28 protein-coding genes are annotated in these 26,947 nt (G+C 68.0%); 10 read left to right on the top strand and 18 right to left on the bottom strand.

Features of this window, described 5'->3' with window-relative positions; translation table 11 throughout:
• On the bottom strand, positions 1 to 1,848 hold the full coding sequence (locus ACWGDX_RS05085; protein WP_453622382.1) for a BTAD domain-containing putative transcriptional regulator: 1,848 nt from the start codon (positions 1,846 to 1,848) through the stop codon (positions 1 to 3).
• Between the two features lie 674 nt (positions 1,849 to 2,522).
• Between ACWGDX_RS05085 and ACWGDX_RS05080 the strand changes: the two genes are divergently transcribed.
• Positions 2,523 to 2,897 (top strand): hypothetical protein, encoded by a 375-nt coding sequence (locus ACWGDX_RS05080; RefSeq protein WP_453622381.1) that lies wholly within the window; start codon positions 2,523 to 2,525, stop codon positions 2,895 to 2,897.
• A gap of 54 nt (positions 2,898 to 2,951) precedes the next feature.
• On the opposite strand, the gene ACWGDX_RS05075 is transcribed toward ACWGDX_RS05080, so the two are convergent.
• A complete protein-coding gene (locus tag ACWGDX_RS05075) occupies positions 2,952 to 3,578 on the bottom strand; it encodes a TetR/AcrR family transcriptional regulator (protein ID WP_453622380.1) in 627 nt (208 codons plus the stop codon).
• 140 nt (positions 3,579 to 3,718) lie between these two features.
• Here ACWGDX_RS05075 and ACWGDX_RS05070 point away from each other — a divergent pair, with 140 nt between their 5' ends.
• On the top strand, positions 3,719 to 5,170 hold the full coding sequence (locus ACWGDX_RS05070; protein ID WP_453622378.1) for an amidase: 1,452 nt from the start codon (positions 3,719 to 3,721) through the stop codon (positions 5,168 to 5,170).
• 32 nt (positions 5,171 to 5,202) lie between these two features.
• On the opposite strand, the gene ACWGDX_RS05065 is transcribed toward ACWGDX_RS05070, so the two are convergent.
• The 3 genes from ACWGDX_RS05065 to ACWGDX_RS05055 form a co-directional block, all read right to left on the bottom strand.
• On the bottom strand, positions 5,203 to 6,111 hold the full coding sequence (locus ACWGDX_RS05065) for an NmrA family NAD(P)-binding protein (protein WP_453622376.1): 909 nt from the start codon (positions 6,109 to 6,111) through the stop codon (positions 5,203 to 5,205).
• 274 nt (positions 6,112 to 6,385) lie between these two features.
• Entirely contained in the window at positions 6,386 to 7,249 is an 864-nt protein-coding gene (locus ACWGDX_RS05060) for an SDR family NAD(P)-dependent oxidoreductase (protein ID WP_453622374.1), read from the bottom strand.
• 232 nt (positions 7,250 to 7,481) lie between these two features.
• Positions 7,482 to 7,922 (bottom strand): MarR family winged helix-turn-helix transcriptional regulator, encoded by a 441-nt coding sequence (locus ACWGDX_RS05055; RefSeq protein ID WP_453622372.1) that lies wholly within the window; start codon positions 7,920 to 7,922, stop codon positions 7,482 to 7,484.
• A 331-nt stretch (positions 7,923 to 8,253) separates the two neighbouring features.
• On the opposite strand from ACWGDX_RS05055, the gene ACWGDX_RS05050 reads away from it, so the two are divergent.
• On the top strand, positions 8,254 to 9,582 hold the full coding sequence (locus ACWGDX_RS05050; RefSeq protein ID WP_453622370.1) for an aminotransferase: 1,329 nt from the start codon (positions 8,254 to 8,256) through the stop codon (positions 9,580 to 9,582).
• 8 nt (positions 9,583 to 9,590) lie between these two features.
• On the opposite strand, the gene ACWGDX_RS05045 is transcribed toward ACWGDX_RS05050, so the two are convergent.
• Positions 9,591 to 9,992 (bottom strand): MerR family transcriptional regulator, encoded by a 402-nt coding sequence (locus ACWGDX_RS05045; protein WP_453622368.1) that lies wholly within the window; start codon positions 9,990 to 9,992, stop codon positions 9,591 to 9,593.
• A gap of 120 nt (positions 9,993 to 10,112) precedes the next feature.
• Here ACWGDX_RS05045 and ACWGDX_RS05040 point away from each other — a divergent pair, with 120 nt between their 5' ends.
• Positions 10,113 to 10,826 carry an SDR family oxidoreductase gene (locus ACWGDX_RS05040; protein WP_453622366.1) on the top strand — a complete coding sequence of 238 codons (714 nt, stop codon included), beginning with the start codon at positions 10,113 to 10,115 and terminating at the stop codon, positions 10,824 to 10,826.
• A 161-nt stretch (positions 10,827 to 10,987) separates the two neighbouring features.
• On the opposite strand, the gene ACWGDX_RS05035 is transcribed toward ACWGDX_RS05040, so the two are convergent.
• The 3 genes from ACWGDX_RS05035 to ACWGDX_RS05025 all read right to left on the bottom strand — a co-directional run bounded on the left by ACWGDX_RS05035 (position 10,988) and on the right by ACWGDX_RS05025 (position 13,137).
• The gene (locus ACWGDX_RS05035; RefSeq protein WP_453622365.1) at positions 10,988 to 11,431 is read right to left on the bottom strand and encodes an SRPBCC family protein; all 444 of its coding nucleotides are present in this window, start codon (positions 11,429 to 11,431) and stop codon (positions 10,988 to 10,990) included.
• A gap of 190 nt (positions 11,432 to 11,621) precedes the next feature.
• Entirely contained in the window at positions 11,622 to 12,212 is a 591-nt protein-coding gene (locus tag ACWGDX_RS05030; protein WP_453622363.1) for a TetR/AcrR family transcriptional regulator, read from the bottom strand.
• Positions 12,205 to 13,137 (bottom strand): oxidoreductase, encoded by a 933-nt coding sequence (locus tag ACWGDX_RS05025; RefSeq protein WP_453622361.1) that lies wholly within the window; start codon positions 13,135 to 13,137, stop codon positions 12,205 to 12,207. The genes ACWGDX_RS05030 and ACWGDX_RS05025 overlap by 8 nt, the downstream gene beginning before the upstream one ends.
• A 195-nt stretch (positions 13,138 to 13,332) precedes the next feature.
• Between ACWGDX_RS05025 and ACWGDX_RS05020 the strand changes: the two genes are divergently transcribed.
• Positions 13,333 to 14,220: a helix-turn-helix domain-containing protein gene (locus tag ACWGDX_RS05020; protein WP_453622359.1), complete on the top strand. Its 888-nt coding sequence runs from the start codon at positions 13,333 to 13,335 to the stop codon at positions 14,218 to 14,220.
• A 226-nt stretch (positions 14,221 to 14,446) separates the two neighbouring features.
• Here ACWGDX_RS05020 and ACWGDX_RS05015 read toward each other — a convergent pair whose 3' ends face one another.
• Together ACWGDX_RS05015 and ACWGDX_RS05010 are read right to left on the bottom strand one after the other, a co-directional pair.
• Positions 14,447 to 15,187: an SDR family oxidoreductase gene (locus ACWGDX_RS05015; RefSeq protein ID WP_453622357.1), complete on the bottom strand. Its 741-nt coding sequence runs from the start codon at positions 15,185 to 15,187 to the stop codon at positions 14,447 to 14,449.
• An 89-nt stretch (positions 15,188 to 15,276) separates the two neighbouring features.
• The gene (locus tag ACWGDX_RS05010) at positions 15,277 to 16,221 is read right to left on the bottom strand and encodes an NADP-dependent oxidoreductase (RefSeq protein ID WP_453622355.1); all 945 of its coding nucleotides are present in this window, start codon (positions 16,219 to 16,221) and stop codon (positions 15,277 to 15,279) included.
• Between the two features lie 84 nt (positions 16,222 to 16,305).
• On the opposite strand from ACWGDX_RS05010, the gene ACWGDX_RS05005 reads away from it, so the two are divergent.
• Complete coding sequence (locus tag ACWGDX_RS05005) at positions 16,306 to 16,875, top strand: TetR/AcrR family transcriptional regulator (protein ID WP_405986591.1); 570 nt, start codon at positions 16,306 to 16,308, stop codon at positions 16,873 to 16,875.
• 52 nt (positions 16,876 to 16,927) lie between these two features.
• Here the strand turns inward: ACWGDX_RS05005 and ACWGDX_RS05000 are convergent, their stop codons facing one another.
• From ACWGDX_RS05000 to ACWGDX_RS04990, 3 genes are all read right to left on the bottom strand, one after another.
• The gene (locus ACWGDX_RS05000; RefSeq protein WP_453622353.1) at positions 16,928 to 17,815 is read right to left on the bottom strand and encodes an NmrA family NAD(P)-binding protein; all 888 of its coding nucleotides are present in this window, start codon (positions 17,813 to 17,815) and stop codon (positions 16,928 to 16,930) included.
• Positions 17,812 to 18,606, bottom strand: coding sequence for an SDR family NAD(P)-dependent oxidoreductase (locus ACWGDX_RS04995; protein ID WP_453622351.1), 795 nt, complete (start codon positions 18,604 to 18,606; stop codon positions 17,812 to 17,814). The genes ACWGDX_RS05000 and ACWGDX_RS04995 overlap by 4 nt, the downstream gene beginning before the upstream one ends.
• A gap of 405 nt (positions 18,607 to 19,011) precedes the next feature.
• Complete coding sequence (locus ACWGDX_RS04990; protein ID WP_453622349.1) at positions 19,012 to 19,344, bottom strand: winged helix-turn-helix transcriptional regulator; 333 nt, start codon at positions 19,342 to 19,344, stop codon at positions 19,012 to 19,014.
• Positions 19,345 to 19,405: 61 nt separating this feature from the next.
• Here ACWGDX_RS04990 and ACWGDX_RS04985 point away from each other — a divergent pair, with 61 nt between their 5' ends.
• Positions 19,406 to 19,669, top strand: a complete 264-nt coding sequence (locus ACWGDX_RS04985; protein ID WP_453622347.1) for an ester cyclase — start codon at positions 19,406 to 19,408, stop codon at positions 19,667 to 19,669.
• Positions 19,670 to 19,992: 323 nt separating this feature from the next.
• Here the strand turns inward: ACWGDX_RS04985 and ACWGDX_RS04980 are convergent, their stop codons facing one another.
• The gene (locus ACWGDX_RS04980; protein WP_453622345.1) at positions 19,993 to 20,817 is read right to left on the bottom strand and encodes an NPP1 family protein; all 825 of its coding nucleotides are present in this window, start codon (positions 20,815 to 20,817) and stop codon (positions 19,993 to 19,995) included.
• Between the two features lie 387 nt (positions 20,818 to 21,204).
• Here ACWGDX_RS04980 and ACWGDX_RS04975 point away from each other — a divergent pair, with 387 nt between their 5' ends.
• Complete coding sequence (locus ACWGDX_RS04975; protein WP_453622343.1) at positions 21,205 to 21,516, top strand: hypothetical protein; 312 nt, start codon at positions 21,205 to 21,207, stop codon at positions 21,514 to 21,516.
• Positions 21,517 to 21,640: 124 nt separating this feature from the next.
• On the opposite strand, the gene ACWGDX_RS04970 is transcribed toward ACWGDX_RS04975, so the two are convergent.
• Entirely contained in the window at positions 21,641 to 22,378 is a 738-nt protein-coding gene (locus ACWGDX_RS04970; RefSeq protein WP_453622341.1) for a YoaK family protein, read from the bottom strand.
• A 279-nt stretch (positions 22,379 to 22,657) separates the two neighbouring features.
• Between ACWGDX_RS04970 and ACWGDX_RS04965 the strand changes: the two genes are divergently transcribed.
• Positions 22,658 to 23,038, top strand: coding sequence for a YciI family protein (locus ACWGDX_RS04965; protein WP_453622339.1), 381 nt, complete (start codon positions 22,658 to 22,660; stop codon positions 23,036 to 23,038).
• A 46-nt stretch (positions 23,039 to 23,084) separates the two neighbouring features.
• Here ACWGDX_RS04965 and ACWGDX_RS04960 read toward each other — a convergent pair whose 3' ends face one another.
• Positions 23,085 to 23,666, bottom strand: a complete 582-nt coding sequence (locus ACWGDX_RS04960) for a DoxX family protein (RefSeq protein WP_453622337.1) — start codon at positions 23,664 to 23,666, stop codon at positions 23,085 to 23,087.
• 495 nt (positions 23,667 to 24,161) lie between these two features.
• Between ACWGDX_RS04960 and poxB the strand changes: the two genes are divergently transcribed.
• Positions 24,162 to 25,898, top strand: a complete 1,737-nt coding sequence (poxB, locus tag ACWGDX_RS04955) for a ubiquinone-dependent pyruvate dehydrogenase (RefSeq protein WP_453622335.1) — start codon at positions 24,162 to 24,164, stop codon at positions 25,896 to 25,898.
• Positions 25,899 to 25,945: 47 nt separating this feature from the next.
• Here poxB and ACWGDX_RS04950 read toward each other — a convergent pair whose 3' ends face one another.
• A complete protein-coding gene (locus tag ACWGDX_RS04950) occupies positions 25,946 to 26,944 on the bottom strand; it encodes an alpha/beta fold hydrolase (RefSeq protein ID WP_453622333.1) in 999 nt (332 codons plus the stop codon).
• Positions 26,945 to 26,947: the final 3 nt, after the last annotated feature.

Raw genomic sequence — 26,947 nt, 5'->3', positions numbered from 1 at the left:
TCAGCCGAGGGTGGCGGACAGTGTGTGGAAGACATGGGGCAGGCGATAGCGGCCGGGTCCCAGGCTGTTGAGGAAGCGGTGGTCGCTCAGCCGGTCGAGCAGCAGCTCCGCCGCCGCCGGGGACGTCTCCACCAACTCGGCGGCGATCGCCGGGGTGATCTCGGGATCACGGCGACGGGCCAGGGCCCGCATGAGCTGTGCGGCCCGCGGGTCGGTGCGATCGATCGACTCGTACATCGCGCGCAGCCAACTGCTCGGCCCCTGCCCGGCGGAGGGGTGATCGTCGACACGGCCTGTCCCGCCGCGCAGCTGCTCCGCGAGGTGGTCCAACCCCCACTGCGGCCGGCCTGACAGGAGTTCACCAACGCCTCGTATGGCGCCGGGCAGACGGGCGCAGTGCTCGACGATCTCCTCGGCCGCCTCGGGCGAGGCGGCCACACGCGCACCGATGAGTTCGGCGAGCAGCGCCAGCGCCTCCTGCGTGGTGAGAGGATCCAGCGTCAGGTGCTGTGCGTGGTCGAGGGCGAGACCGCGCCGGCCGGTGACCAGCACCGCGCAGTGCCGGCCGGTGGGAAGCAGAGGACGCACCTGCGCGGCGTCGAGGGCGTTGTCCAGCACCATCAGAAGGCAGAGGCCGGCCGTGACGGAACGGAAATGCGCCGCGGTCTCGCCCGTACTCACGGTCGGTGCGGGGGCCGGTTCCCCGAGCGCCGTGAGAAAACCGATGAGCAGGCGCCTCGTTCCCCTCGGGGTCTCCGACGATTCCACGTCTCCGAGGTCCGTGTAGAGCTGCCCGTCGGGGAAGCGATCGGCGACCGCGTAGGCGGCCTGGAGTGCCAGTGCCGACTTGCCGACTCCGGGCGGGCCGCTGATCGCCGTCACCCGCGCGAAGCCCTCGTCACGGTTCAGGGCCGTCACCACATTCGCTGCCTCCCGCTCCCGTCCGGCGAAGAACATGGGGCGGGGCAGTTGCCGTGGCACCGTGTGGCCGCGCCGCGATACGACGGGCGAACGGGAAGAGCCGGCCGGGGCTGTCGGGCTGGGAGTGTCCCCTTCCTTGTACCGGGGTATCGAGAGCTCCCTGTGCCGGGGTAACAGGAACTCCCTGTGCCGGGGTAACGGGAGCGGGGCGCGATTCAATATGGCCTGGTGTATGTGCCGTAGTTCCTCGCTGGGCTCGATACCCAGATCCCGCACCAGTTGGGTGCGTGCCTGGGCGTAGACCGAGAGTGCGCCGGCTGTGTCTCCGGAGCCGTACACCGCCCGCAGGAGCAGGCCCCAGGAGCGCTCCCGCAGGGGCTCGTCCCCGAGCAGGACCCGCAGCCCGAAAGCCGCTTCGGCGCAGGCGCCGAGAGCGATACCGGCCTCGGCGTGGTCTTCCAGTACGGTCATGTATTGCTCACGCAGGGCGGCCAGCCGGGCGGCCATCGGCTTTTCGCAGTCGATGCCCTGCCCGACGGGGCCCCGCCAGAGGTCGATCGCCTCCCGCAGTTGTGCCATGGCCGCTGTGAAGTCCCCGCGGGCCAGTGCGGCCCGCCCGCTCTGTGCCGTTTGCTCGAAGCTTGTGAGGTCGAGCCGCTGCGGGGCGGCCAGAAGCTGGTAGGAGCGGCCCTTGCCGACGATCTCGACATCGTCCAGAACGGACAGAACGCGCCGAAGGGTATTCGCGTAGCTGCGTAGATTCGCCACCGCCGAGATGGGCGCCTCGCTTTCCCACAACGCGCCGGTGAGCCAGTCCAGAGACACCGGACGGTTGAGGTTGAGAAGCAGTGCCAGGAGCAGCGTCCGCTGCTTGGGGCTTCCGATGGAGACGGCCTCGTCATGGAGACGGACCCGTATGGGCCCCAAGATTTGAAAGCTGTGAAGAGTCGCCGGGCCTGTTGAACTCATAGTCACCTTTCGTTGCGCCCCGAGATCCCGCGTGGACGGCCAGGCAGGCCCGTGCGGAGTCTTCGAGGAAAGCCGTAAGCGCCTGGACGATGGCATGACGCGGCAGAGGCCCGAGCGATCCGTTCGCCGGTGCGGCATCGTTCGCTCCTCAGCCCTGGAGATGCCGGGAGATGCTTGAAACGGGAGATGGTTGAAAGCTGGGGCGAGTGTGATCGGCGGGCATTGGACGATCCTTGAGAAGACCTTGAACCGCCTGGCAGAAGTGGTCTCAGGCCAGAGCTGGGACGGAAGTGGCGGCGGGGGCGCGTAGTTGCTCTGCCAGTGGCCCGGTACGCCGCCCATGAACCCCGTGAAGTCGCCGTTCAGGTAGGGCTCGATGGTGGTGGGGGCACGGTTCCAACCCGGCATGGGACTCATATCCCATAGGTCACTCTCCGGGGTGATAAATCCTCCATACAGGCTTAATTGGGGCTCCGCCAGGGCCATGTCCCGGATGGGCCTGCCGGCCCAGGGGCGCGATCGAGCGGACACACCTCCGGGATCCCTTCGCTCACTCGTACCCCGGCGTCCATGTCAGGCCGCCCCGGCAGACCCGCCCACAGGGGATATCCGCACTCACAGGGGAGATGAGTATGCGACACACGACCCGGGCCCTGCTGACCGCCGCCACGGTGGCCGGCACGCTCCTGCTCACCACCACCACCGCCTCGGCGAGCGAGTACACCATTCAGGCCGAGGGCCAGGCCCGTGGCTACGGCGGAGCCGACAGCGACGGCCTGCGCGTCTACGCCTGCGACACGAACGCCGACAACTGGGGCGTGCGCACCCACTACAGGTACCGCAACTCCACGGGCGGCACTTCCACACGTACCGTCAGCGACGCCAACGGCGTCACAACCGGCTGCGGCGAACAGAACATGGCCCGCAGCGCACCCGCCCTCAGCTACCAGGTCTGCACGGGACGGGCCGGCGCGGACACCGCGTGCAGCCCCTGGATCCGCCTCTGACGGAAGGCCTCCGAAAGAAGACCGAGCCATGGCGGCGGCCCATGTGCGGGGCGGTCAGCCGGTGGCTGCCCGGGAGGGGTCGAGGGGGGAGCGGTGCTGAGCCAGGATCCCCTCGATGGTTCTCATCAGGCGGTCCCCCGCTTGATCGATGCTTCCGTTGTGTGTGCTGACCTGCGCGCCTTCCAGTACGAAGGTGATCGCCGCCGCGGCCTGCTCAGGGTCGGACAGCCCGGCCTCGGTACACATGCCGACCAGTCTGCGGGTCTGGTGGGCCTTGTGCTTCTCGATCACCTGCCGTGCGGGATGGGAACGGTCGGGCAGCTCGGCGATGGAGTTGATGAACGGGCAGCCCCGGTGCGAGATCGCCGGCAGTCCCTCGGCGATGAAGCGGGCGAGGCCAAGGATCTGGTCCATGGGCCGGCCGGGGTGTTCGGCCTCGACCCGGTCGAAGGCCGCCCGGTAGTCGGCGGCGACGATCCGCAGCCACTCCGCGACCAGCGCGTCCTTGGTTTCGAAGTGCCGGTAGATCGCCATTTTGGTGGTCTCGGCCCGCTCGGCGATCGTCTGGACGCCCACCCGCCGGATCCCCTCGCTCTGGAAGAGCTCTTCCGCAGCGTCGAGGATGCGCTCACGAGGCGGCAGTTTCGCCACCCTGCTCGGCCTGCCGGCGCTCGCTGCCATAACCGCTCCGTGACGTCCGGTCTGTTGTGGGGCCACTCAACCCCCTGTTACGGTACCAGTCCGTTCCACGCGATACCGATGGGTATCATACGGTACTCTTCGGTACCGCTTCGGTATCGCTCTTTCCGCTGGGAGTGACAGTGAGGATCGCCGAGTACGGGAGCTTCGACGCGGTCGGGCTCGCGGAGCTGGTGGCCAAGGGCGAGGTGACCCCCGCCGAACTGGAAGCAGCCGCACGCGAGGCCGCGCGGGCGGTCAATCCGCGCGTCAACGCCATCGTGGAGACATGGCCGACCGACGACACGCCCGTCCCCGGCAGCACACCGCTGGCCGGCGTCCCGTTCCTGATCAAGGACATCGGAGTCGCCATGGCCGGGCGGCGAATGGAGCTGGGCAGCCGTCTCACGGCCGGCCATGTCGCCGGCGCCGACTCCTCCCTGATGCTGCGCTTCCGTCGCGCCGGTCTGGTGACATTCGGACGTACCGCGACACCGGAGATGGCCTACAGCAACACGACGGAACCGGTGCTGTACGGCGCGACCCGCAACCCGTGGGACCTGGCGCGCGGCGCGGGCGGATCCAGCGGGGGCGCGGGGGCGGCCGTCGCCGCCGGCGTGGTCCCGATCGCGCACGCCACCGACGCCGCCGGGTCGATCCGCGTCCCCGCCGCCTGCAACGGCCTCTTCGGGTTGAAGCCCACCCGTGGCCGGGTCTCCGTGGGCCCCGACTTCGACGAGGTCTTCAACGGCCTGGCCGTACAGGGCAGCGTCAGCCGCTCCGTGCGCGACAGCGCGGTACTGCTCGACCAGATGCGAGGCCCGGAACCGGGTGACCCCTACTTCGCCCAGGAGCCGTCCCGGCCGTACACGGAGGAGGTCACCCGCCACCCGGGCTCGCTGCGGATCGGTGTCCTCACCCAGGCGTGGGGCGGACGCCGTACCACCGCGCCGGTGGCCGACGCCCTCTCCCGTACCGTGCGGCTGCTCGAATCCCTCGGCCACCAGGTGGAGGAGGTGACGGTCGGCCTCGGGGCCGACTGGGAGGAGTTCGTCCTGGCCTGCGCCCGCCAGTGGACGGCGAATCTCACGGCCTCGGTCGACGAACTGGCCGCCGCCTTCGGCCGGCCCGTCGACTCCTCGACCCTCGAACCGCCCACCCTTGCCGGCTACCACTACGGACAGCGTGTCAGTGGCGCCCAGTTCGTCACCGCTCTCGCGATGCGCAACCGGGTCGCCCGGAGCCTGGCACGCTACTTCGACACCCACGACATGCTGCTCACCCCGACCTTGCCGGAGCTTCCCCTGCCCTTGGGCACCCATGCGAAGGGTGCGGAGGCACTGGACGGCCTTGGCTGGCTTCGCCGCCTCTTCGACCTCTCGCCGTTCACCGCGGCGTTCAATGTGGCGGGCACGCCCGCCATGTCCGTACCCGTGACGGCCGACGTGGAGACGGGGCTTCCGATCGGAATGCAGTTCGCCGCCGGATACGGGCTCGAAGGCCGCCTCTTCCGCCTCGCGGGACAACTCGAACGGGCAAGCCCGTGGGCGGGCCGGACCCCCGCGGTGTGGGCGGGGAACCACACGGGCCGCTGAAGAACTTCGGACCTGCGAACACAACGGCCGCGTCAGGGGGCGGGGACGAAGTAGGGGCCGCTGGTGTCGAAGTACGACCGGTCCTGGGCAACGAACTGCTCGACCGAGAGCGGGGCGCGCCCGCCGATCTTCTTGACGGTGTCGTTGGTGCCGGCGAAGACGCCGTTCTGGTAGTCGACGGCGACGTTGCCGAGGTGCTGGACGAGGTGTTCGGGCAGCCCGCGCTTGAGCATGGCCGAGGCGAACTCCTCGACGGTGATCGGCTCGTAGTGCACCGGGTGGCCGAGCGCGCCGGCCATGGCATTGGCGATGCCGTAGTGGTTCTGCTCGACCGGGCCGTGCAGGGTGTGGACCGCGTGGTCGTGCGGTTCGGGGTCGGCCAGCACCGCGGCGATCACGCGCGACTGGTCGGCCGACGCGATCGGCGCATGCCGGCCTTCGCCGAACGGGAGCCGCAGGAACCCTTCGCCGTCCCGCATCTCCCACCACACCTTCAGCCACTCGGCGAAGAACGTCGGCCGCAGGTGAGTGGTCACCAGGCTCGTCCGGTCCAGCAGTCGCTCGCTCAGCCAGTGCTGCCGGGCGGCATTGCTGCGGGCCTCGCGGCGGGCGGAGATCTGCGACATGTTCACGACGGACCGGACACCCGCCTCGGTCGCCGCCTGGGCGAAGATGACGGTCGACTCCACCAGGCCCGGCAGGATCGGGTAGCAGAAATAGGCACCGGAGACGCCCCGCACGGCTGCGGTCACGGCATCCAGGTCGAGGAAGTCGGCCACGACGACCTCGGCGCCGGCCTCGGCCAGCGCGCGGGAACGTTCGTCCTCCCGGTGGACCATCGCCCGGACGCGGTGACCGCGCTCCAGCAGCAGTTCGAGCGTGCCGCTCCCGGTCCTGCCGGTCGCGCCCGTGATCAGGAACAGCCTGTCATCGTGGACCATCTCCACACCTCTCAGTTTCTCCGTAGGTCATCGGGCTGCGGCCTTTCGGTCGCTGGTGGTACCGAGTTCCTCGGCGTTCAGCGGGGCGGCGATGCCGAAGGCCCGAATTTCACGGCGCGTCAAGCGACCGAGTCAAGCGACGCAGATGCCTCTCCACGTTCCGATTCGGGACTGTATGCCAACGTGTGAGGCGCCTTTCGGCCGCTTCTGACCGGGGCGGACACTCCGGGCTCAGCCGAGTCTCGACCCCTCCATGGATTTCACCAAGGCCGCTTTACCGGCTCGGGTTGGTCAAGATCGTTTCGTGATAAGTCTTCCCGCGGCTCATCCCGAGCAATCTGGCGACGGGCCGCCGTGTCAGAGCGGCGGCGATCAAGTCGCCGACGCCAGGCGACAAAGCCTCGCCGAGCAGCAGCATATTCGCCGTTCGCGGCAGCACGACACGTCGCTTCCCTCTCCGGACCGCTTCCGTCACGGCGCGCGCGACATCTTCTGATGACAGCGGAGTCATATGCCGGAACGGGGGAGGCATCTCGGCTTCCTCCGCCTCCCTCAGCAGATCGGTGGCGGTGAGCGCCGGGTGGATCACCGAGACCCGGACACCGCTCCCGGCCAGCTCCTGGCGAAGACTGTCCGAGAACGCGGAGACCGCATGCATCACGATCGCGTATGAGCCGAATCGGGCAAACGCTTTGCGTCCCATGACGGACGACATGTTGACGATCGTGCCCGACTTCTGTTGCCGAAGTATCGGGAGAACGCGTTGCGTCACATTGATCATCCCGAAAAGACTCGCTTGTAGCGTTTGATGGACATCGTCCTCGAACGCAGTCGATTCGATACCGCCCACCTTTCCGATCCCGGCGTTGTTCACCAGCACATCGATTCTTCCGAATCGGTTCATCGCGGCGTCCACCAGGGCCGCCACATCATCGCGGGAGGTCACATCGGTGGGCACCGACAGCACTTCCGCACCCAGATCACGGACTTCTTTCTCCACCTGGGCAAGCCGGTCGGCCGAACGGGCCGCCAGCACCAACCGTGCCCCTTCTTGAGCGAATCTGAGCGCGACGGCTCTGCCGATCCCTCGCGAAGCACCCGTGACCAGTACCACTTTGTTCGCGAAGAGCGCTTTCATAGCCTTCCTTTCTTGATGTATATGCAACATGCACCCGTTGAAATACGTTCGAGTCAACCCTGTCCTTCTAGGCCCTGTCCGGTCGATCTTCGTGGATCAGCTCGGGGCGGCTGGTGCGGTACATCGCAAGGCGGAGGATCGCCCGTGTACTGGACGTACTCGGGCGACTCCGACAACGCGGCGAGGTGCCGTGCCAGGCGTTCCGGGCCCGCGAAGATCGGCCGGACAGGGCCTAGGTGCCTGGCGCATAGCCCATACCGCTCGCGATGCCCTGGACCGCGTTCACGCCCGTCACCCCGAGAAGCCGCGCGGCCTGCCGCTGAGCCTCCCGCCACTCGGGCATCACGGACTCGATCTTGGCCTGGCCGGCGCGGGTGAGCGCGACCTCCCGTATCCCTTTCGCGTCGGACGACAAGACCTCTATCCAGCCGCGATTCACCAGCAGATTGAGATTCCGGCTGACCGTGGATCTCTCCAGTTGCAGCACGTCACCGAGCTTCGACGGCGTACACACGCCGACCTTGCCCAGCGCGGCCAGCAGGTTGACCTGGGCGATGGTCACACCATGACCGCCGAGGGCGCCGTCGTAGAGGCTCGTGACAGCCCGGCCGATCAGCCGGACGCGCACCGCCAGACAGTCGCCGACGATCTCGTCTATGGAGGAAGTACTCACCCTCGCATTGTTGTATATGCATCAAGATAACGCAACCCCGCGCGAGCAGGTCGGGGCTCCAGCTCCGGGCTCGGGCTCAGGCTCGGGCTCAGGTGATCCGACGACCCGCCCACCGCGCACCATGCAACGCCATTCAACCGAGTACACTAAACGGACAAATGACCCAAAGGTAAATCTCCGGGAATCGACAGAGAATAACGGCCCGGTCGCCCAGCGTGCGACCGCGCGGGCGGCGCTCATACGCCTCACCGCACCGCGCTCGCCGTTAGCCGAACGCACCGCGGAAGCGGAACACATCACGGAAGTACCAGTCCTGTCCCAAGGAGTTCTCATGCCTCCACGCGCGGCAACGATGCTCGAACCCCATACACCCCCCGACCTGGAATCAGAACCGCATGTGATCGTGCGCGGCGAAGGTGTGAAGGTCTGGGACAGCCAAGGGCGTTCCTATCTCGACGGCATGTCCAGCATGCTGTGCGCGAATCTCGGCTACAGCGAGCCCCGGCTCATCCAGGCCGCCACCGACCAGTTGGCCAGGCTGCCGTTCTACGCGTCCTACGACCACCGCACCAACGATGTCTCACTGGCACTCGCCGATGACCTCGCCCGGATTTCGCCGATACCGATGGGGCGTACGTTCTTCGCCAACTCGGGGGCTGAAGCGAACGACAGCGCGTTCAAAATCGCCTGGTACTACCACCGGAGTCTGGGCCGCTCCGAGCGGGCGAAGATCATCTCTCATGAGAACGGCTATCACGGCACCACCGTCGCGGCAGGATCAGCCACCGGTATAAGCCACATACACGAGGGATTCGGCATGCCACTGCCGAATTTCCTGAAGGTCCCCTGCCCTGACCCCTATTCGCCGCACGCGCGAGGTCTGACGTCCGATCAGTTCGTCGACTGGCTTGTCGCACAACTTGAGGATCTCATCAGCGACGAGGGCGCCGACACCATCGCCGCGTTCATCGGGGAGCCCGTACTCGGCGCCGGCGGAGTCATCTTCCCGCCGCACGGCTACTATCAGCGGATACAAGAAGTCCTGGCCCGTCACGACATCCTCTTCATCGCCGATGAGGTCATCACCGGATTCGGCCGTACCGGTTCCATGTTCGCGACGACGGAATTCGACCTCAGTCCCGATATGGTCACTCTCGCCAAGGGACTGTCCTCCGCCTATATACCGATCTCCGCGGTCATGCTGGGAGAGCGGGTGATCGACGTAATCGTCAACGGCTCCGGCGGCGTCGGCGGATTCGGCCATGGCTTCACTTACTCGGGACACCCCGTGGCCGCGGCCGTCGCCCGCGAGAGCATCGCCATTCTCACGGAGCGGGATGTCCCCGGCTATGTGCGGACCATGGCACCGATGCTCGCGGATGGTCTTGACGCCTTCCGCGGGGCGGAGTTGGTTCGTGACGTCCGCGGACACGGGTTCCTCGCCGCCATCACGTTCGACGGGTCCTCCGGCGGTCTGGCGGGAGGCCAACTGGGCGCGGCCCTGATGGCCAGGTCCGCCGAACACGGTCTGCTCATACGGGCGATAGGCGACACCATCGCCTTCGCGCCTCCCCTGATCAGTTCCGACGCCGAGATCAAAACAATGCTCGACTGTTTCGGTGCCGCGTACCAGGACGTACTCGACAGCGTCCACAGGTGAGGTCCGCTTCAGGCTGAGGCGGAATCTCCGGTGAGCGCCTGATCGAGCGAGGACGGGCACGGCGCCGTGTCCGGGTGCGTGGCGAGATCGATCAGGACGTCGAGTCGGCGGCCGGCTTCCTCCAGCTCAGCGACCTTCGCTCTGATACGGACGCGCTCGCCGAGCACGCGGTCGAGCAGCTGGGGACCGACGTGGCGGGCGTCGATGGCCGGCAGAAGGGTTGCCATCAGACGGCTGCCGAGTCCGGCCGTGTAGAGCTGCTGGATGAGCGCCACGCGGTCCACGGCCGACTCCGGGTAGACGCGCTGACCGCTGGTCGTGCGCTGCGGACGGAGAAGGCCCTGCTCCTCGTAGTAGCGCAGGGCACGCGTGCTGACTCCGGCCCTTTCGGCCAGTTCGCCGATACGCATCCGGCTCCTTCCGCTCGTGTTCTCGCCTGTCACGACTTGCCCTTCACGTCGACGTCAGGTTTTAGCGTAGGCGGCACCGGGCGGACGCGAATCTCCCACCGCCTGGCGAAAGGAAAGAACATGGACATTGCCGGTTCCACCGCGCTCGTGACAGGAGCCAATCGCGGGATCGGTCGGCGCTTCGTCGATCAGCTGCTGGCCCGGGGAGCCACGAAGGTCTACGCCACGGCCCGACACCCCGAGCTGCTCGACACGTCCGACTCGCGGGTCACGCCGCTGTATCTGGACCTGCTGGACGAGAAATCGATCGTGAACGCCGCCGCGGCGGCGCGGGACGTCACGTTGCTGATCAACAACGCCGGCATCGCGACGGGGGCCAACCTCGTGACCGACGATCTGGACACGATCCGGCAGGACCTGGAAACCCACCTCTTCGGCACACTCCGGGTCATCCGCGCCTTCGCTCCAGTCCTCGCCGCCAACGGCGGAGGAGCGGTGGTGAACATCCTCTCCGTGCTGTCGTGGGTCGCCACCGAAGGGACGGGTTCCTACTCCGTGGCCAAGGCCGCGGAGTGGAACATGACCAACGGCGTGCGCCTTGAGCTCTCCGGTCAGCGGACCCTTGTCCAGGGTGTGCACCTGGCCGCCGCGGACACCGACATGATGGCGGGACGCGACGCTCCCAAGATCGACCCGGCCGATGTCGCACGAGCCAGCCTCGACGGCGTGCAGGCCGGGGTCATCGAGGTGCTGGTCGACGACCCGAGTCGCTTCGTCAAGGCCGCTCTCTCGGGCGACCCCGCGCAGTTCTACAGCCCTTCGTCCGGCACCTGACCCCTTCCTCCCGCGCCCTTCCCGGCCCTTGCCTTGCCTTGCCTTGCCTGCCCTGCCCTGCCCAGCTCAGAAGCGTGGGCAGGGCAGCGAGGAAGATCGCCGCCGAAGCCGTCGTAGTGTGCGGCTGGTGCCGGGCCCCGTACCGGATGATCACATCTGGGTCACCGCGAACGTTCCGCGGCCTCGGCCAGGCCCGTGACCATGCGCCGCATGGTCCGCGTCAGTTGGGGGCGAAGAATGAAATGCGTACCGAACGCCACCTCGTACTCTCCGCACCAGCGGATTCCGGTGCCGCCTCCGCTCCTGTCGTCGAGCAGTACGCGCGCGGAGTAGTTCCTCATGAACGGATTGTCGGCGTCCTCGTAGGCGAACAGCTGCTGGGGACGCAGTTCGGTGATTCGCTCGCTGGTCACGACACGTCCTGTACGGAACGCCCTTACCGCACCGACCGCGTCGCGCCGATCCGGCGAGATGTTTTCCGACCTCTCCAGGACGAGCTCGTCGACGGTCCCCCACCGGGGCCAGCTATGAGCGTCCAGCAACAGCTCCCACACCTTCGACGACGGCACCTTCGAGATGGCCGTCACGTCGTAAGCACCCTTCATTGACATCACTCCGTAAAGCCTGACCGCTCACATATGGATGATCTGCCGATCCGTTTTCCGCACGATCGCGTCTGACGCTAGCCGCAGGCCATGCGGACAGGAATGCGCGAGATTGGCAGAAGACATGCGCGAGATTGCGGTCTGTCGTCGCGGCGCCGGCGTGGTCCGCGGCGAGGGCGTCGGGCACGCGTCAGTCGGTTCCTCTCATGATGATGCGTGCGGCGACATGCACTCGTGTCCGATACGTCTCCAGTGTGGCTGCTTCGTACTTCGCCCCGGCCGAAGCGGCGAAGAGGTGTTCGGCGAGGTCTGTTGCGGAGATGCCCGCTTCTTCCCAGGGAGCGGCGTGTCCGGTCCGGACCAGCAGCCGGGCGATGTCCGCGACGAAGTCCTTCTCCATCTCTCGCATGCGTGGCCCGGCGAACGAGGTCGCCGCCTCCAGGAGTTCGCCGAAGCGGCTGAGCTCGACTTTGCCGACCGTCAGGCCGTGGAACGCCTCGCAGGCCTCCACCAAGCGGCCCGCGACAGGGAGGTCCTCCCGCTCCAGCGCGTGCTCGACCGAGCTCCGCATGCCGGACAGCATCTGTTCCACCACGCGCCGGAACACTGCGTCCTTGGACCTGAAGTGCAGGTAGAGCCCCTGCCGGGAGATACCCGCCTCCCTGGCGATGTCGTCCATCGTTGTCTTGCGCAGACCGAAACGCAGGAAGACCCCGGTTGCCGCGGTGACGATGCTCTCCTGCCGCGCCGACACCTCGGCCGGTTCGCCGGCATCAGGCATCGGCCGCACGCTCCGTACGCCCGGGAATCGGGTAGGTGACACCGGTGAGTTCCGCGCTCTCCTCCCAGAGCCGGGCGGCGACCGCCGTATCCTCGGCGCGGCGGCTGATCCTGGCCGCGGACGGGTGCCCTTTGGTCTCGAAGAAGAAGCGTGGCCCCCAGTAACCGCCGCCCGGGGCGGTCGGATCAGTGGCGGCGCGCATCAGTCCGAGTGCCCCGACTTCCGGTTTCATGCCGGCCAGGGGGCTGATCCGTCTGATCGCGGGATGTGAGTGACGTGTGAGTTCCGAGGAGGTCCAGCCCGGATGGGCCGCGGTCACGGTCAGGGCGCTGCCGGACGCTGTGAGCCGACGCTGGAGTTCCAGCACGAACATCATGTTGGCCAGCTTGCTCTGGTTGTAGGCCGCACCGCGGGAGTACGGGCGCCGCCGCCAGTTCAAATCGTCGAAGTCGATACGGCCGAAGTTCTGCGCCAGGCTGGTCATGGTCGTCACACGTGCCCCCGGCGTGCGCAGCAGCAGGGGCAGCAGATGACCGGTGAGGGCGAAGTGCCCGAGGTGGTTGGTACCGAATTGCAGGTCGAAGCCCTGCACGGTGCGCGACGGCGGAGACCACATGACTCCGGCGTTGTTGACCAGCACGTCGAGACGGTCATGGCTCTCCCGGAAGTGGCCGGCGAACGCCGCCACCGAATCGAGATCCGCGAGATCGAGCGGACCGGGCTCCACCGAGCCCGACGGCCGCATGGCGCGGATCCTGCCGACGGCGTCGGCGGCCTTGCGCGGATCCCGGCAGGCGAGCACGACGTGTGCCCCCTTGCACGCGAACATCGCCGCCGCGGTGAAGCCGATTCCCGCGTTGGCGCCCGTGATCACAACGGTCCGTCCCGTCTGATCGGGAACGCTGCTCAAGTTCCATCTCGACACCCTGACGACACTCCTTTCGCACTACTCATGATCGCGACAAACTTTACACATGTCGTCAAGTCTGTCCAGTGCCGAATGACCGCGAACGCGGCACGGCCATGCCCGGCAGGGGCGGCGGGGAGCATGGCGTCCCCGGCGACGGGGCCGGGTTGACCCAACCGGCCGTCGGCGGCGCAGATGCGATAAAATCGCACGATGTTCGATTCGCCCGACTTCGACTTGGCGCCGTACGGCGATATCGACATGACGAAGTACGTGCGTCGCAGCTACTGCAGTTGGCACGACGCCACATGGCGATCGCTGCTCGTGCAGTGTTTCGCGCACGCACGCCAGGTCGAACACCTGGTGCTACCCGGCACTTCCGATCTGCATCTCGTGCTGTGCACCGCCGGAGAGACCGTGATGCGGGTCGCCTCTGGAGGGTCATCGGCCAAGCGCCGCTGGAGGGCCGGACGGCTGGAGCTCATGGTGCCGGGCCGGCCAACCGTACGCAGCTACGCGGCGACATCGGCCCTGTCCACCATCCAGGTGCATGTCCCGCAGGCCGTCGTCAAGCGGACCGCCGATCAACTGGGCCGACACGAACCGGACTTCGAGGCGCTGTCCGCCGGACTGGGTGCGGGCGACCCGGTTGTCGAACACCTCGTCCGGTCACTCCCCGCCAGTCGGGAGACGGATGATTTGTACGCCGAGTCGGCCGCGGCGTTCCTCGCGGTGCACCTGTTGTCCCGGGGCGGCGTGCCACGCGTGCCGGGGAATGAGCACGCCGCTGTCCGCAAGGGCATCGCCATCATGCGGGACCGCCTGGCCGAGCCGCTCACCCTCGCCGACATCGCGGCTGAAGTGCACCTGAGCGTCTACCACTTCGTACGCGTCTTCCGGAACGCCACCGGCGAGACGCCGCATCGGTTCCTCACCCGGTTGCGCATCGAATCGGCACAACAACTGCTGTCGGAGACCGGCCTCACCATCGAGCAGATCGCCCAGCGGTGCGGCTTCGCCGGAGCCGGCGCCTTGTCGTCGGCGTTCCTGCGCGATGTCGGTGTCCGGCCCTCGGCCTACCGCAAGACGATCGGCATGTAGGCGATCCGACGCGCGTGGCCCACCCTCATCCCCGGCATCGGGGTCAGGACCGCGGCCCGCATCCACATCGACGTCGGTGACGCCCCCCCCTTCCCCACCGCCGGACATCCCGGACATTCAGGTCCTGCCCGCACAAGTTCGCGGGGTTTGTACCGGACCTCGCGCAGGCCGGCGGATCGGGGTGCCGTGCCGGGGCCGCGACCAGGGTCTTCGTCGGTGCCGGCGGTCAGAGCTGAGTGCCACCGCCATCCACGGCGAGTTCGGTGCCGGTGGTGTAGGTGGCGTCGAACGCGAGAAAGAGCGCGGCCTTGGCCACTTCGGACGGGGTCCCCAGTCGCAGCATGGGGATCTGCGCGGCAAGCGCCTCCGTCTCCTCCGCCGACAGCCGGGGCATTGACTTGTCCATGACCGTGGTGTCGATCGGGCCGGGGCTGACCGCGTTGACCCGAATCCTTCGCGGGAGAAGTTCACGAGCCAGGCCGCGGGTCATCGAGCGCAGTGCCGCCTTGCTGGCCGCGTACGCGCTGAGCATCGGCAGACCCAGCACGTTGACGGCCGAGGTCGTGAGCACCACCCCGCTGCCCTCCGCCAGCAGCGGAGCGAGCTTCTGCACGGTGAAGTACGGTCCCTTGGCGTTAGTGGTCAGCAGTCGGTCGTACAACTCCTCACTCGTCGCCTCGAACGGTGCGGAGCCGGTGACACCGGCATTGCCGAACAGGGCGTCGAACGTGCCGAACTCGGCCTTCACCCGGTCGGCCAGCGCGTCGATCTGAGGCAGCGACGCCGCGTCGCTGCGGACCGCGATCGCGTTCTCGCCGAGTTGGTCACGGGCGGCACGCAGCTTGTCCTGGTCGCGCCCGGTGATCAGCACGCGCGCGCCTTCGTCCACGAGTGACCGGGCGGTGGCCAGGCCCAAGCCACTGCTGCCTCCCGTGACGACGACCTTCTTGCCCTCGTATCTGCCCATGTCGAACATCTCCTGTCTGTGGAATAGGTGTGATGGTCCGGAACGTGTCGCGGGCGCCCGCTCCCGGCGGGTGGAGCGTGGCGCGGTGTTCAGTGAAGACCTGGCCGCAGCCTGATCACGACCTTGCCGTGGACGTGCCGTCCGGCTTGCAGTGTCACGGCATCGTGGATCTGCCCGATCGGGAAGGTCGCGGCGATCGGTACGGTGATCGCGCCGGCGAGGATCGCGCCGGTGATCCGCTCCATGGCGTCCGGGCTCGCGTCGAAACCACCGGTCGCGCGAACGCCGCCGGGAGGATTGGGCCCCGCGGCGATCGTGGAGATCCGCTCGGGCGGCACGCCGAGCGCGAGCGCGGTCTCGGCCGTCTCGATGCCGAACAGGTCGGTCGCCGCGGTCACGCCCTCCGGCGCCAGGGCCCGTACCCGGTCCGCCAGTCCGGGGCCGTAGGCCACGGGCTCGGCACCGAACCGGCGCAGGAACTCGAACGTGCCCTGCGCGGCGGTCCCGATCACTCTGGCGCCGGCCAGCTTCGCGAGCTGTATGGCGAACACGCCCACGCCGCCCGCGGCGCCGCCCACCAGGACGGTGTCGCCGGACCGCAGGTCGATCGCGGCCAACGCGGCGGCGGCGGTCATACCGGCCACCGGAAGCGTGGCCGCCACCTCGTCGCTGATGCCCTCCGGCGTGCGCCAGAGCGGCTCGTGCGTCTCGGCGGGCGTCTTGACCAGCACGAAATCGGCAGCGGCCCTGCCCTGCGCGCCGCCGTGGACACGGTCGCCGGCAGCGACCCCCGTGGCACCGGCGCCGACCTCGTCGACGACCCCGGCAAAGTCGTACCCGAAGCCGGACGGCACGCTGATGCCGAACCGGGCCGCGGCCTCGGGCCGCGAGGCGATGCCCCAGTCCATGGGATTCAGACCGGCGGCCGTGACATGGACGCGGACCTCGCCCGGCCCGGCATGGGGTTCCGGAACCTCCCGCAGCTCCAGCACTTCGGGACCACCGAACGTCTCGTAGACGACAGCCCGGCTCATGAGTACCTCCAGCAGGCAGAGTGACGGGACTTGGTCCCATCACCATACATGGATGACGGCACCAAGTCCCGTAAGATGTCCTCCATGGCCCGCTGGCAACCCCACGCACCCGAGCGACTGCTCGTCGCCGCCCTTGAACTGTTCGAGGAACGGGGCTACGAGAACACGACGGTCATCGAGATCACGGAGCGCGCCGGACTGACGAAGAGCACCTTCTTCCGGCACTTCCCGGACAAGCGGGAGGTGCTCTTCGGCGGGGGCACGATGACCGGACTGCTCGTCGACGGGATCGACACGGCGCCAGCCGGGGCCGGCCCCCTCGAAGCGGTCGCGCATGCTCTGGACGCGATCGGCAGGGAGGCCTTCACCTCCGATCGTCGCGAATTCAGCGCCCGGAGGTCGGCGGTGATCGCCGCCAACCCGGAACTGCGTGAACGCGAGGCACTGAAGGAACTCGGCCTCATCGCATCGATGATCGACGCGCTCAAGCGCCGCGGCGTTCCCGATCTGACCTCACGCGTAACCGCCGAACTGGGCGCTCTCGCCTGGAAGATCGCCTACGAGCGCTGGAGGGACACGGCCAACCGCGACGACTTCGCCGAACTCGCGCGGCGGACACTCACCGAAGTGCGGGCGGCCAGCGCCTTGTGCTGACGGCAGGCTCTCGGCACGGACCCCGCCTCACGGCTGCCGGCTTCCGCCGCTGTCACCTCGCCGCGTTCGCCTCCCCGGACCGCTGTCGGGCGAGGAACGCTCGGAGTGATGTCGTGGGCCGGCCGATCAGGCGCTCGATGTCGTCGGTGGGAGTGAACTCGCCGGCGGCGATGGCCTGGAACCACGCTCCGGTGAACCGCGCCCAGGGTTCCGGCATCCCCGCTCGCACGCGCGCCGCGATGTATTCCTCGACCGGAGTGTCCTGGTAGGTCACCGGCACACCGGTGATCTCGCCGAGCACCGCGGCGACATCGTCGAGGGTGAAAGCATGGGAGCCCGCGAGCGTGTAGTCGCGTTCCGCGTGGCCGTCGGTGGCGAGGACGGCAGCGATCGCTTCGGCCATGTCGCTCCGTGTCGCCAGGGCGGCCGGGGTGTGGCCGGCGGGTACCCGGATGACGCGGTCCGGAGCGAGTTCACCGACCAGCGTGTCGAACGACTCCAGGTACTGCGAGTCGCGCAGCACGGTGATGTCGAGCCCGGAGGCCGCCAGCTCGTTCTCGGTGTACGCGTCCCACTCGGTGGCCTGGGGGATCACAAAGGTCGACCCGGCGCGGCGCTGGATGGCTGTGTAGTGGACGTGGCGCACCCCTGCCGCCTTTGCCGCGTGGATCACGTTCCGGTGTGCCGTCCTGGCGTCGGTGAACGACCTCGCAGAGATCAGAAGAAGCTTCTCCACGCCGTCCAAGGCCGGTTCGAGGCTGTGCGGGTCCTCGTAGTCGCCGCGCCGCACGGAGACCCCGCGCTCGGTGAGATCGGCGAGTTCCCCGGGCCGGCGGGCCAGAGCCGCGACGCGGGCGGCGGGAGCCCGCTTCAGCAGGAACTCGACGACCTGGCGTCCGAGCGCGCCACTGGCGCCGGTGACCATGATGAGCCCGTTCACGCGTCCGCTCCCGCGGTCTCGGCCGGCCGGCCCGGCACGAAGGGAACGGTGTCGGGCGCCTCGCGTCGCGCCGCGAGAACCGCGCGAGCGGCGTCTCCGATGGGTACGCGCAGGGGGAGCCGCGACGACTCGGCGGCATCCGCGACCTCGGCGGCGGCCTCCTCCGGTGTGATCATCCCCGCCATGGCAGCAGAACTGCTGGTGTCCGGCCGGGCGATCGCCTGGTACGGGTTGTCCGGAAGCGCGTAGGTGGTCACGTCGTTCAGTGCTCCCGAACTGACCGTTCCCGGCTCCAGCAGGGCGGCTTCGAGCCCGAACGGGGCGACCTCGATGGCGAGTGCCTCGACCAGCGCCTCAAGCGCCCACTTGGTCGCCTGGTAGGCGGCACCCGGGGGCAGAACGATGCGCCCGACGACGCTGGACATGAACAGCAGACGGCCGTGCCCGCGCGCCCGCATACCGGGGAGGACGGCCTGGGCCGCCCGGAGCGAGCCCAGCGTGTTCAGGTCGAACAACTCCGCGAACTTGTCCGGAGGCGTGGCCTCGAACGCGGCGAAGAAGATCACTCCCGCGTTCGAGACCAGGATGTCGATCTCACCTGCGTTCCGGACCGCCGCGGCGATGCTCTCGGCGTCGGTGACATCGAGGGGCAGCCGCTGGTCGACGTCGAGGCCGGCGAGTGACCGGGGATCGCGTGCCGTGGCCACCACCCGGTGGCCACGGCGCGCGAACTCCGCCGCCGTCGCGCGGCCGATGCCCTTCGACGCGCCGGTGATCAGTACTGATGCCATGACTTCTCCTGTCGTTTCGGTTCATGTGTCCCGGGTGTCTCGGGCGGACCCGTCCGGACGGCCCGTCGAGGCGAGCCCGGTGCGGGCGACCGCGCCGCCGGACCGCTCGTGAAGGCCGCCGCGCACAGGACACCGAGGAGTACGGCGGGATGCGGCTGCCGGCGCGCGGTGCCGTTCTCACAGTCAGGTTTGACTTCCGAACTCACTACCCGAGGCACAGTAACACGTGGGCTTGATGTGGGATCGGAAATCAAACCTACTGGTGCCGGAGCAGGGCCGGGCGCGGTTGTGTCACCGATACGGTTGCGTCACCGGTAGGCCCGAGGCCATGGGCGAGCCGCAACCGGCGGACGCGGCGCGGGCAACGTCAGGCATCACCAGGCGCCGGCCGGCGTCGCCTCGGCCTCAAAGGGCGTAACTCTCGCCCCAGGTCTCCAGCTCGCGAAGCACCGGCGCGAGGGCCCTTCCGGCGTCGGTGAGGACGTACTCGTCGCGCGGCGGGCGTTCGCAGTAGCGGCGACGGGTGATGACCCCCGCCTCCTCCAGCTCGCGCAGCCGGATCGCGAGCCTGTCCCGGGGCGCACCGGTGTTGGCCCGGATGTCGTTGAAGCGATGGACACCGCGAGACAGATCGCGGAGCACGAGCAGGGACCACCGGTCACCAACAACGTCGAGCGCGGCGGCGATCGGGCAGCCCCGCCCCCCGCCGATCTCGATGGATTTGCTTTTCAGACTCACCTCTCCTATGTTAACAGGCCACTGGGTTTGATTCTCGTACCTACGTCGCGCAGACGACGTCGTGTGCGAGCCCTCACCACTTCCCCTCGGGAACCGGACCTTCACCATCGAGGACGTCGTCGCCGCCGGTGACCGGGTCGCGGTGCGATCCGTCACGCGCGGCACCCACAAGGGTGAGTTCCTGGGCGTTCCGGCCACCGGGCGCCAGGTCGAGATCCGGGCGTCCGACTACCACCAGGTCGAGGACGGCCGCATCGTCCGAAGCTGGCACCTGGAGGACTACTACGGCGTCCTCCAGCAACTGAACTCCGAAACCGGCGCCTGAGGTCGCGAGGCGGAACGCGAGAACCGGCCCTGAGGGTCCGAGGGCACGGTGATCCGGGCGACAATGCGGTGATACGGGAGGGCTCGCCGCGAACGGACGTTCCGGTGAAGGTGCTCCCGGGCGCCCCCGACCACCGCCCGCTCCCCAGCATCCGGGGCGTCGCAGGTCCGACAGGGGTACTGAATCAAGCTGGCGGTGGTCAGGACCGCGGCGGCATCGCGCCTGCCCGGACAGAAGGTCGGCCTTGCTGTCCCGGGCAATCACGGAGAACGGTCACCGGGCCGCACCGTTTCGGCGGCCGCCGCGGTTCCACGGTCCCGCTGTCAGGCCCAGGGGTCGAAGGGGATGCCGGACGGCTTGGAGGCGTTCAGGAGGTTCCGGAAGCGGTCGTCCTTGTCCGTGGTCTTGATGGTGGCCGACCCGAAGTCCGCGTTCATCAGACGGTCCCGCAGAGCGGTGCTGGGCCACCCGTTCCAGTCCACGATGGAGGGCTGGCGCCAGTTGTGGTAGTGGTTCTCCGGCGGCTCGTCGTTACTGTTGGCGAGCCGGAAGAAGTGGGTGCCCAGGCCCTCCTTGTGGTAGACCACCTTGGGGTGGGAACCGTCGAAGCGCACCTGCGAACGCGGATAGGTCACCTGGCTGGAATGCTGGGTGGTCGTGACGAACTCCACCTGGTTGGACGCCTGGTTGATCCATGAGATCACGTGCTCGAAGTCGTGGCGGTGACCACCGAGTCCGCTGCCGGGGAGGGCCTGGTCCTTCTCGAAGTAGCTGGCGTATACGACCGCGCACCATCCGTTGTTGCACTTCGAGCGGGCGTACGTCTGGGTCCGGTCCAGGTCGGACTGGTCACGGCAGCTGCCGTTGACCGCGCCCGAGGTGTTCAGACCGGGATTGAGCGTTCCGTCGGGTGCGATGGCGGCAACGGGGTAGCAGCCGTCGCCGTCGTAGTCGTACGCGGGCGAGAACGACGCCTCGTAACCCCCGGCGTTCTGGGGCAGGTTCGGCAGATTATCGGCGTGAGCCACTGACGTCGGCAACACCACACTCAGGACCGTGGCGCCGACCAGCGCCCCCAGCCAGGACCGCTTCCGCTTGAAATACGCCGGAGTCGCCTTACCTGCTGCGGGCGATGACATTTTATCCATGTCCGTCCTCTCGGATGACTCAGCGAGCAGCCGACGCAGTGCCGACGCGGCCGAGTGATGGCTACCGAGAGCTTCCCCTACGGGAGTGTCCATGACAGGTTCTTCTGAAGACCACTCCGGTGAACCGCTCCTGAATAAGATCGATCTCTCCTGCGGGGGCCCCGATCCTCATGCGTCCAGGTACGGCTGGGCGGAACGAACTGCCGTACGCCATAGGGCAGACCCGCTCCCCGCGCCCGCCGGCATGGTCTCCGGGTCGTCATCTGCCCTGGGTGTCCCTTGCCCTCGCCCTCGCTCGCGGCGTCGTCTCGTGGCGTTGGAAGGTGGAGGGAGACGGATCAACTCGGTGGACGTCCAGGCGGGTCAGGTGCCACCACGCTCCACTGCGTGACCGCGATTCGGACCCTGGCCGAGTTCGGCTCCGTCCCGGGGACAGGGACACTCGCCACGTTCGCGGGACCCCTCACTCACACGCGGGTCATGGCCGAACTCAGCGCGATCGACTGCCCCTTCACTTCCTTGACGCTCCCCCAACCTCCCGGACAGCTGGCCGTACAGGTCGATTCGACGGGCGTCACCTTCGTCTTCCGGGCCGAGGCCGGCTCCGAGCCCCTCCTGGACAGCGCCGGCCACTGGATCAGCACGCACGACTGCACACCGCCGGAAGCCGACGCCCCGGACGACGGCTTCGGCGCGTGATCGCACCCGTCCGACCGTCCCGATGAACAACCGGTCAAGTCCTGGTCGGGGGGCGGCCGCACGAAAGGCCGGGCGTCGGCCTCTCATCCGCGATTCGGATGAGAGGCCGACGCCGCGTTCACGACTACGGCCTGGTCCAGGCGGCGTCGGAGGCCGAGAGACGATGGGTGGTCACAGAGGTCACCACGAGCAGCACCAGCCCGAGGACCAGGGCGAGGGTGAGGGTGAGTTCGGCGTGGAGCACGAGTTCGGCACTGGCGAGGGCTCCGAGGAACATGGCCAGCACGGACAGGATCCGTCGGCCGGGCCGGGGTGCTGACCCGCCGGCAGGGGTGGAGTCCGCGGCCAGTCCCGTCAAGGTGAAGGTGAGGACGGTCGTGGTCAGGTCGGGGACGCCGAGGCGCCGGGTGACCGCGTTCTGGAGTCCCATGGCGAGGGCGAGGAGCACGATCGTGGTGTATTGAACCGCGGTGGTCACTCCGCCGTGAGTCATCGCGGTGATGACGACAGCCACGGCGAAGAGCACCGCCTGCAGTGCCGTGGCCATGGTCAGCAGCCGCCCGCGGTGTGCGGCGAACCGGGTGACGACCCGTCCTCCCGCCAGCGCGCCCACGAGGAACGCGGCCATCGAGACGACGGAGGCGACCACGGAGTGGCCCTTGGCTCCCGCCAGGGCGAACGCGAGGAAGACCACGTTGCCGGTCATATTCGCGACGAAGACGTGCCCGAGCGCCAGGTAGCTCACCGCGTCGACGAGACCGGTCACCACGGTCAGCGTCAGCATGAGGGGCGGCAGCGGGCCGTGCCGGTCTCCCCTGGGCGGGACGAGCGTGCGGACCGCGTCAGTCAGCAGCTTGTGCATGGGGAGTCCTTCTGCCGAAAGCGGATGAGTGATGCGGTACCACTCGGCGGTACAACACCGACACCAATCCCCCGAAATCGGATAGAAAGGAATCGGGCATGGCAGACTCGACCGGCAACGGTGCTCCGGTAAAGGCGCTCCGGTAAAGGTGAGTTGGTGTGATGAGAGCCCTTGTCCTACCGGAGCCCTGTCGCTCCGACACGCTGCCCTTCACCCCGCCCCGCGCCCCGAACTTCGACTTGAAGTGACCATAAGCCGCTGACCAGTAGGAGCATCCACATGTCCACGACGGACGAGACCGTAGAGCAACTCCTCGCTCCCATGACCAGGAAGCGGCTGTTCGTGGCGATCAACCGCAAGACCGCCGAAGACGCCGACATCACGCCCTACGTCGCGGAACACCTCCGGTATATGGTCGAACTGGAAAGGCGCGGGCTCCTCTGGGCGTCAGGTCCGTTCATCGAACCAGGTGTGCAGGTCGGTGACGGACTCACCATCCTCAACACCGATAGCCTCGACGAGGCCCGCGAACTGCTCACAGATGAACCGCTGTGTCATCGAGGACTGCGCTCCTTCGACGGCCCGTTTCCCTGGGAGCTGCGCGAGGGACACATCCCGATCGCGCTCGACGCCTCCAGCTCCTCTTTCCGCTTGCATTGATTGATTATCATGTCCTGGCCGAGAGCTGTGGATCACCTATGGCATCTCATGCGGTGGGCGGTGGGCTCGCCCGCCACAGCACACGTCGCGTGGCCAGGCCCCCGAGTACGCCGGCCGCACAGCCGACGATGCCCGCGGACGCGGGCCAGTTGATGCCGGCCAATTCGTCGAGTGACCAGGCGCCCGGCCCGGTGAGCCCGATGGCGGCCATGGACAGGACCAGGACCAGCGGATACTCGTATCCGTCATTCTGTACCCACAGCCCGTGCGGGATCTTCACCGTGACCGCGACGGTCATGACGCCGGCCACGGCCGCCACCGCGAGCGGTGTCAAAAGGCCGGCCGCGAGCAGCAGGCCCCCGCCCGCCTGACTGCCACCGGCCGCCACCGCGGTGAGCCGGCCGCCGCGGAACCCGTCGCGCCGGAACTCCTCAGCACCGGCTGCCAGGCCCTCTCCGCCCAGCCAGTGTGTCGTCTTCTGCACACCGTGGGCGGCGACCAGACCTCCGATGACAACACGGAGAGCGAACAGGCCGGCGCTGGTACCGCCGGCGCCCCGGCCGACAGCGTCACCTGCCGCGCGCGGGGAACGTTCTCTGCTGATGAGACGTGGATACCGATACCGCATGGTCACTTCTTCTCTCGCGCCGCAGCATGACCGGCACCTCGATGTGTCCCGCTGCCCATGCCGATGCCAACCGGATCCGTGTGTTCAGTACAACTCCCTCCGGTCCGGTCCGCAAGCTGTGCATCCTCCACTTGGTCCGCGCCACCTCGCCGTTACGCACCCGGCCTCGGACGCACGAGGCGATCCGGAAGGGCGCGTCCGATCGGGCGACTGTGCCGCGGTCGCCAGAGCTCGGGCGGGTGCGCGCCGACTGCTCAGGAGCTGCGGCTCGCGGGCGGCTCCCGATGACGGCAGCCGTCGCTGGGGAGAGGCAGGGGGCAACGTCGCCACAACGGGCGGCTCGGCAGACGACATACGCCGAGTGGCGGCGGAGAGGGACCTTCGTAGGCTTTTCACTGTCGCGTAACGGGCAAAGTCGGCAACCGTGTTCGGGCAGAGCCGGGCAGCGGCGTTCACACTCTCCTCACCCGGGAACCTCCAGTCCAAGGGGAACTGATGGCCTTTACAGTCGCGGATGCCATGGTCGCTACGCTCAAGGCCTCTGGTGTGCGGCGGATCTACGGCTTGCCGGGAGACTCCCTCAACGGGTTCACCGACGCCCTGCGCCGCGACGGCGGTATCGCCTGGGAGCATGTGAGGCACGAGGAGGCCGCCGCGTTCGCTGCCGCCGCCGAGGCAGGCGTCACCGGCGAGCTCGCCGTCGCGGCCAGCAGCTGCGGCCCTGGCAACCTGCACCTCATCAACGGCATGTTCGACGCACAGCGCAGCCGGGTTCCGGTGCTCGTCATCGCCGCGCATATCCCGCGCGTGGAGATCGGTGGGGGCTACTTCCAGGAGACACACCCGCAGGAGCTGTTCCGCGAGTGCAGTGTGTACTGCGAGATGGCGAGCGTCCCCGAGCAAGTGCCGAGGCTGATGGAAATCGCCATGCGCACCGCCTTGGAGCGCGATGGCGTCGGGGTGGTGGTCATTCCCGGCGAGCTGTTCCTCGACCGTGCCGCCTCCTCGCCGAGACCGCGCCCGGTGTTCAGGTCGGCCTCGCTCATCCGCCCGGACGACCGTTCGCTCGCGCAGGCGGCTCGCGTCCTCAACACCGCCGAACGAGTCACCATTCTGGGCGGGGCGGGTTGCGCGGGCGCCCATGACGAGGCGGTCGCCCTGGCCGCGGCGCTGAAGGCACCGATGGTCCATTCACTGCGCGGCAAGGACTTCCTGGAGTACGACAACCCCTACGACGTCGGCCTGACCGGGTTGATCGGCCACAGCTCCGGCTACCGGGCGATGGAGCACTGCGACGCGCTGCTGATGCTCGGCACCGACTTCCCCTATCGGTCGTTCTACCCGGAGAACGTCCCCGTCGTGCAGGTCGACGTACGCGGTGAGCAGATCGGCCGCCGCACACCGGTGGACGTCCCCTTGGTGGGGACCGTCAAGGACACCGCACATGCACTGCTGCCTCTGCTGGAGCGTCGGACGGACGACGGCTTCGTAGAGAAGGTGACCGGTCACTACCGGCGGGTGCGGGCCCACCTTGACCAGCTGGCCGAGGCCAGGCCGACCGACTCCCCCATGCATCCGCAGTATGTCGCCGCCGCGATCAACCGGCTGGCGGCGCGGGACGCGGTCTTCACCGCCGACGTGGGGACTCCGACGGTGTGGGCGGCCCGCTACCTGCGCATGAACGGCGAGCGGCGGCTCATCGGCTCCTTCAACCACGGCTCGATGGCCAACGCGTTGCCGCACGCGATCGGCGTCCAGGCCAGTCATCCCGGCCGCCAGGTGGTAGCCCTGTCCGGTGACGGCGGCCTGGCCATGCTGCTCGGCGAGCTGATCACACTGCGCCAGCTGAATCTCCCGGTGAAGATCGTCGTCTTCGACAACTCGGCGCTGTCCTTCGTCGAGCTGGAGATGACAGCCGCGGGCATCACCACCTACGGCACAGATCTGCAGAACCCTGACTTCAGCGCCCAGGCCCGTGCCGCCGGCCTGTTCGGAGCGCGCGTCGAACGCGCCGACGAACTGGAGGAGGCCCTGCGCGCGGCCTTCACCCACGACGGACCAGCGCTGATCGACGCACGCACCGAACAGCACGAGCTGTCGCTGCCCCCGAAAATCACCCTCGAACAGCTCAAGGGCTTCACCCTGTTCGCCACCCGGACCGTTCTCTCCGGCCGAGGAGACGAGATCCTCGAACTCGCCAAGACCAACCTGCGCCAGCTCGGCGTCGAGTAGGCCGGAGGCATCCGTACGCGCCCCCCGGTATCAGTCCGTCTTCGGTATCAGCCCGTCTTCGCGAGCAGTTCGGCGAGATAGTCGCACCAGACCTCGGCGACGTGGAGCGTCTGGTGCCCTCGCGACTTCGGGCCGGCCGGAAGCGTCACGCCCTGTCCATGACCGACGCTGGTCATGGCCTGTTCGAGACCTCCGAGTTCTACGGGATTGAGCTCGTCGTCCTCGAAGTTGACTGCCAGGAGCGGTGCTTGTATGGCATGAAGTCCGGGCGCCGGGTCGTAGTCACGGGACGCGTCGAACTCCCAGATGACGTCGTTGGCGTCTTCGCCGTCCAACGCCTGCGCCTCGGCTCGGCCGACCTGTGCGTCGGCGGCATCGATGGAGTGCAGATCCGACGCCATCTGTCGCGAACTCCCGGTCATGAGCTGGAACAGGGCCATCGCGTGGCCGAGGCCGGCCGGCTGTTCGTCGTAACGGCCATCGCTGTATCCGGGATCGGACTCGATCAGATGGATGAGCATCCTTCGCCACAGCAGGTTCCGTCCGGTGATGCGCTCGGGAAGGCTGGCGACCGTCATCAGCGCCTGCGCCATGGCGGGATACCGCTCACCCCACATCCAGGTCTGCATCCCACCCATCGAGGTGCCGAGCAGCAGCCGCAGTCGCGGGATGCCCAACCCCTCCACCAGCAAACGGTATTGCCCCTCGACGATGTCGCCATAGCCGTAGCGCGGGAAGTCCGGTCCGAGTCCGCCGCTGGGCCGACTTGATCGCCCGTGACCGATGGCGTCCGGCATTATCACGAAGAATCTGTCCAGTTCGAGGGGCTGGTGGCTCCGGAACAGGAAGTCGCCGATCGACGGTTGCAGGAACTGCTGCCCGGAGCCGGTCGTGCCGTGCAGAAGCATCACAGCGTTGTCGGCGTCCGCGCTCAAGGACCCGAGTGTGTGATACGCCATGGTCACATCGAGCCGATGTCCGTCATCGAATCGAAAGTCGCTGATCGTGTGCGAGCCCGACTCGGCTTCTCTTTTCCAGTCAGTCATGGC

It is taken from the genome of Streptomyces sp. NPDC055025 (genome assembly GCF_053608565.1).
Note: the sequence above shows the minus strand (reverse complement) of the source record. Positions and strands in the feature narration are given on the sequence as shown.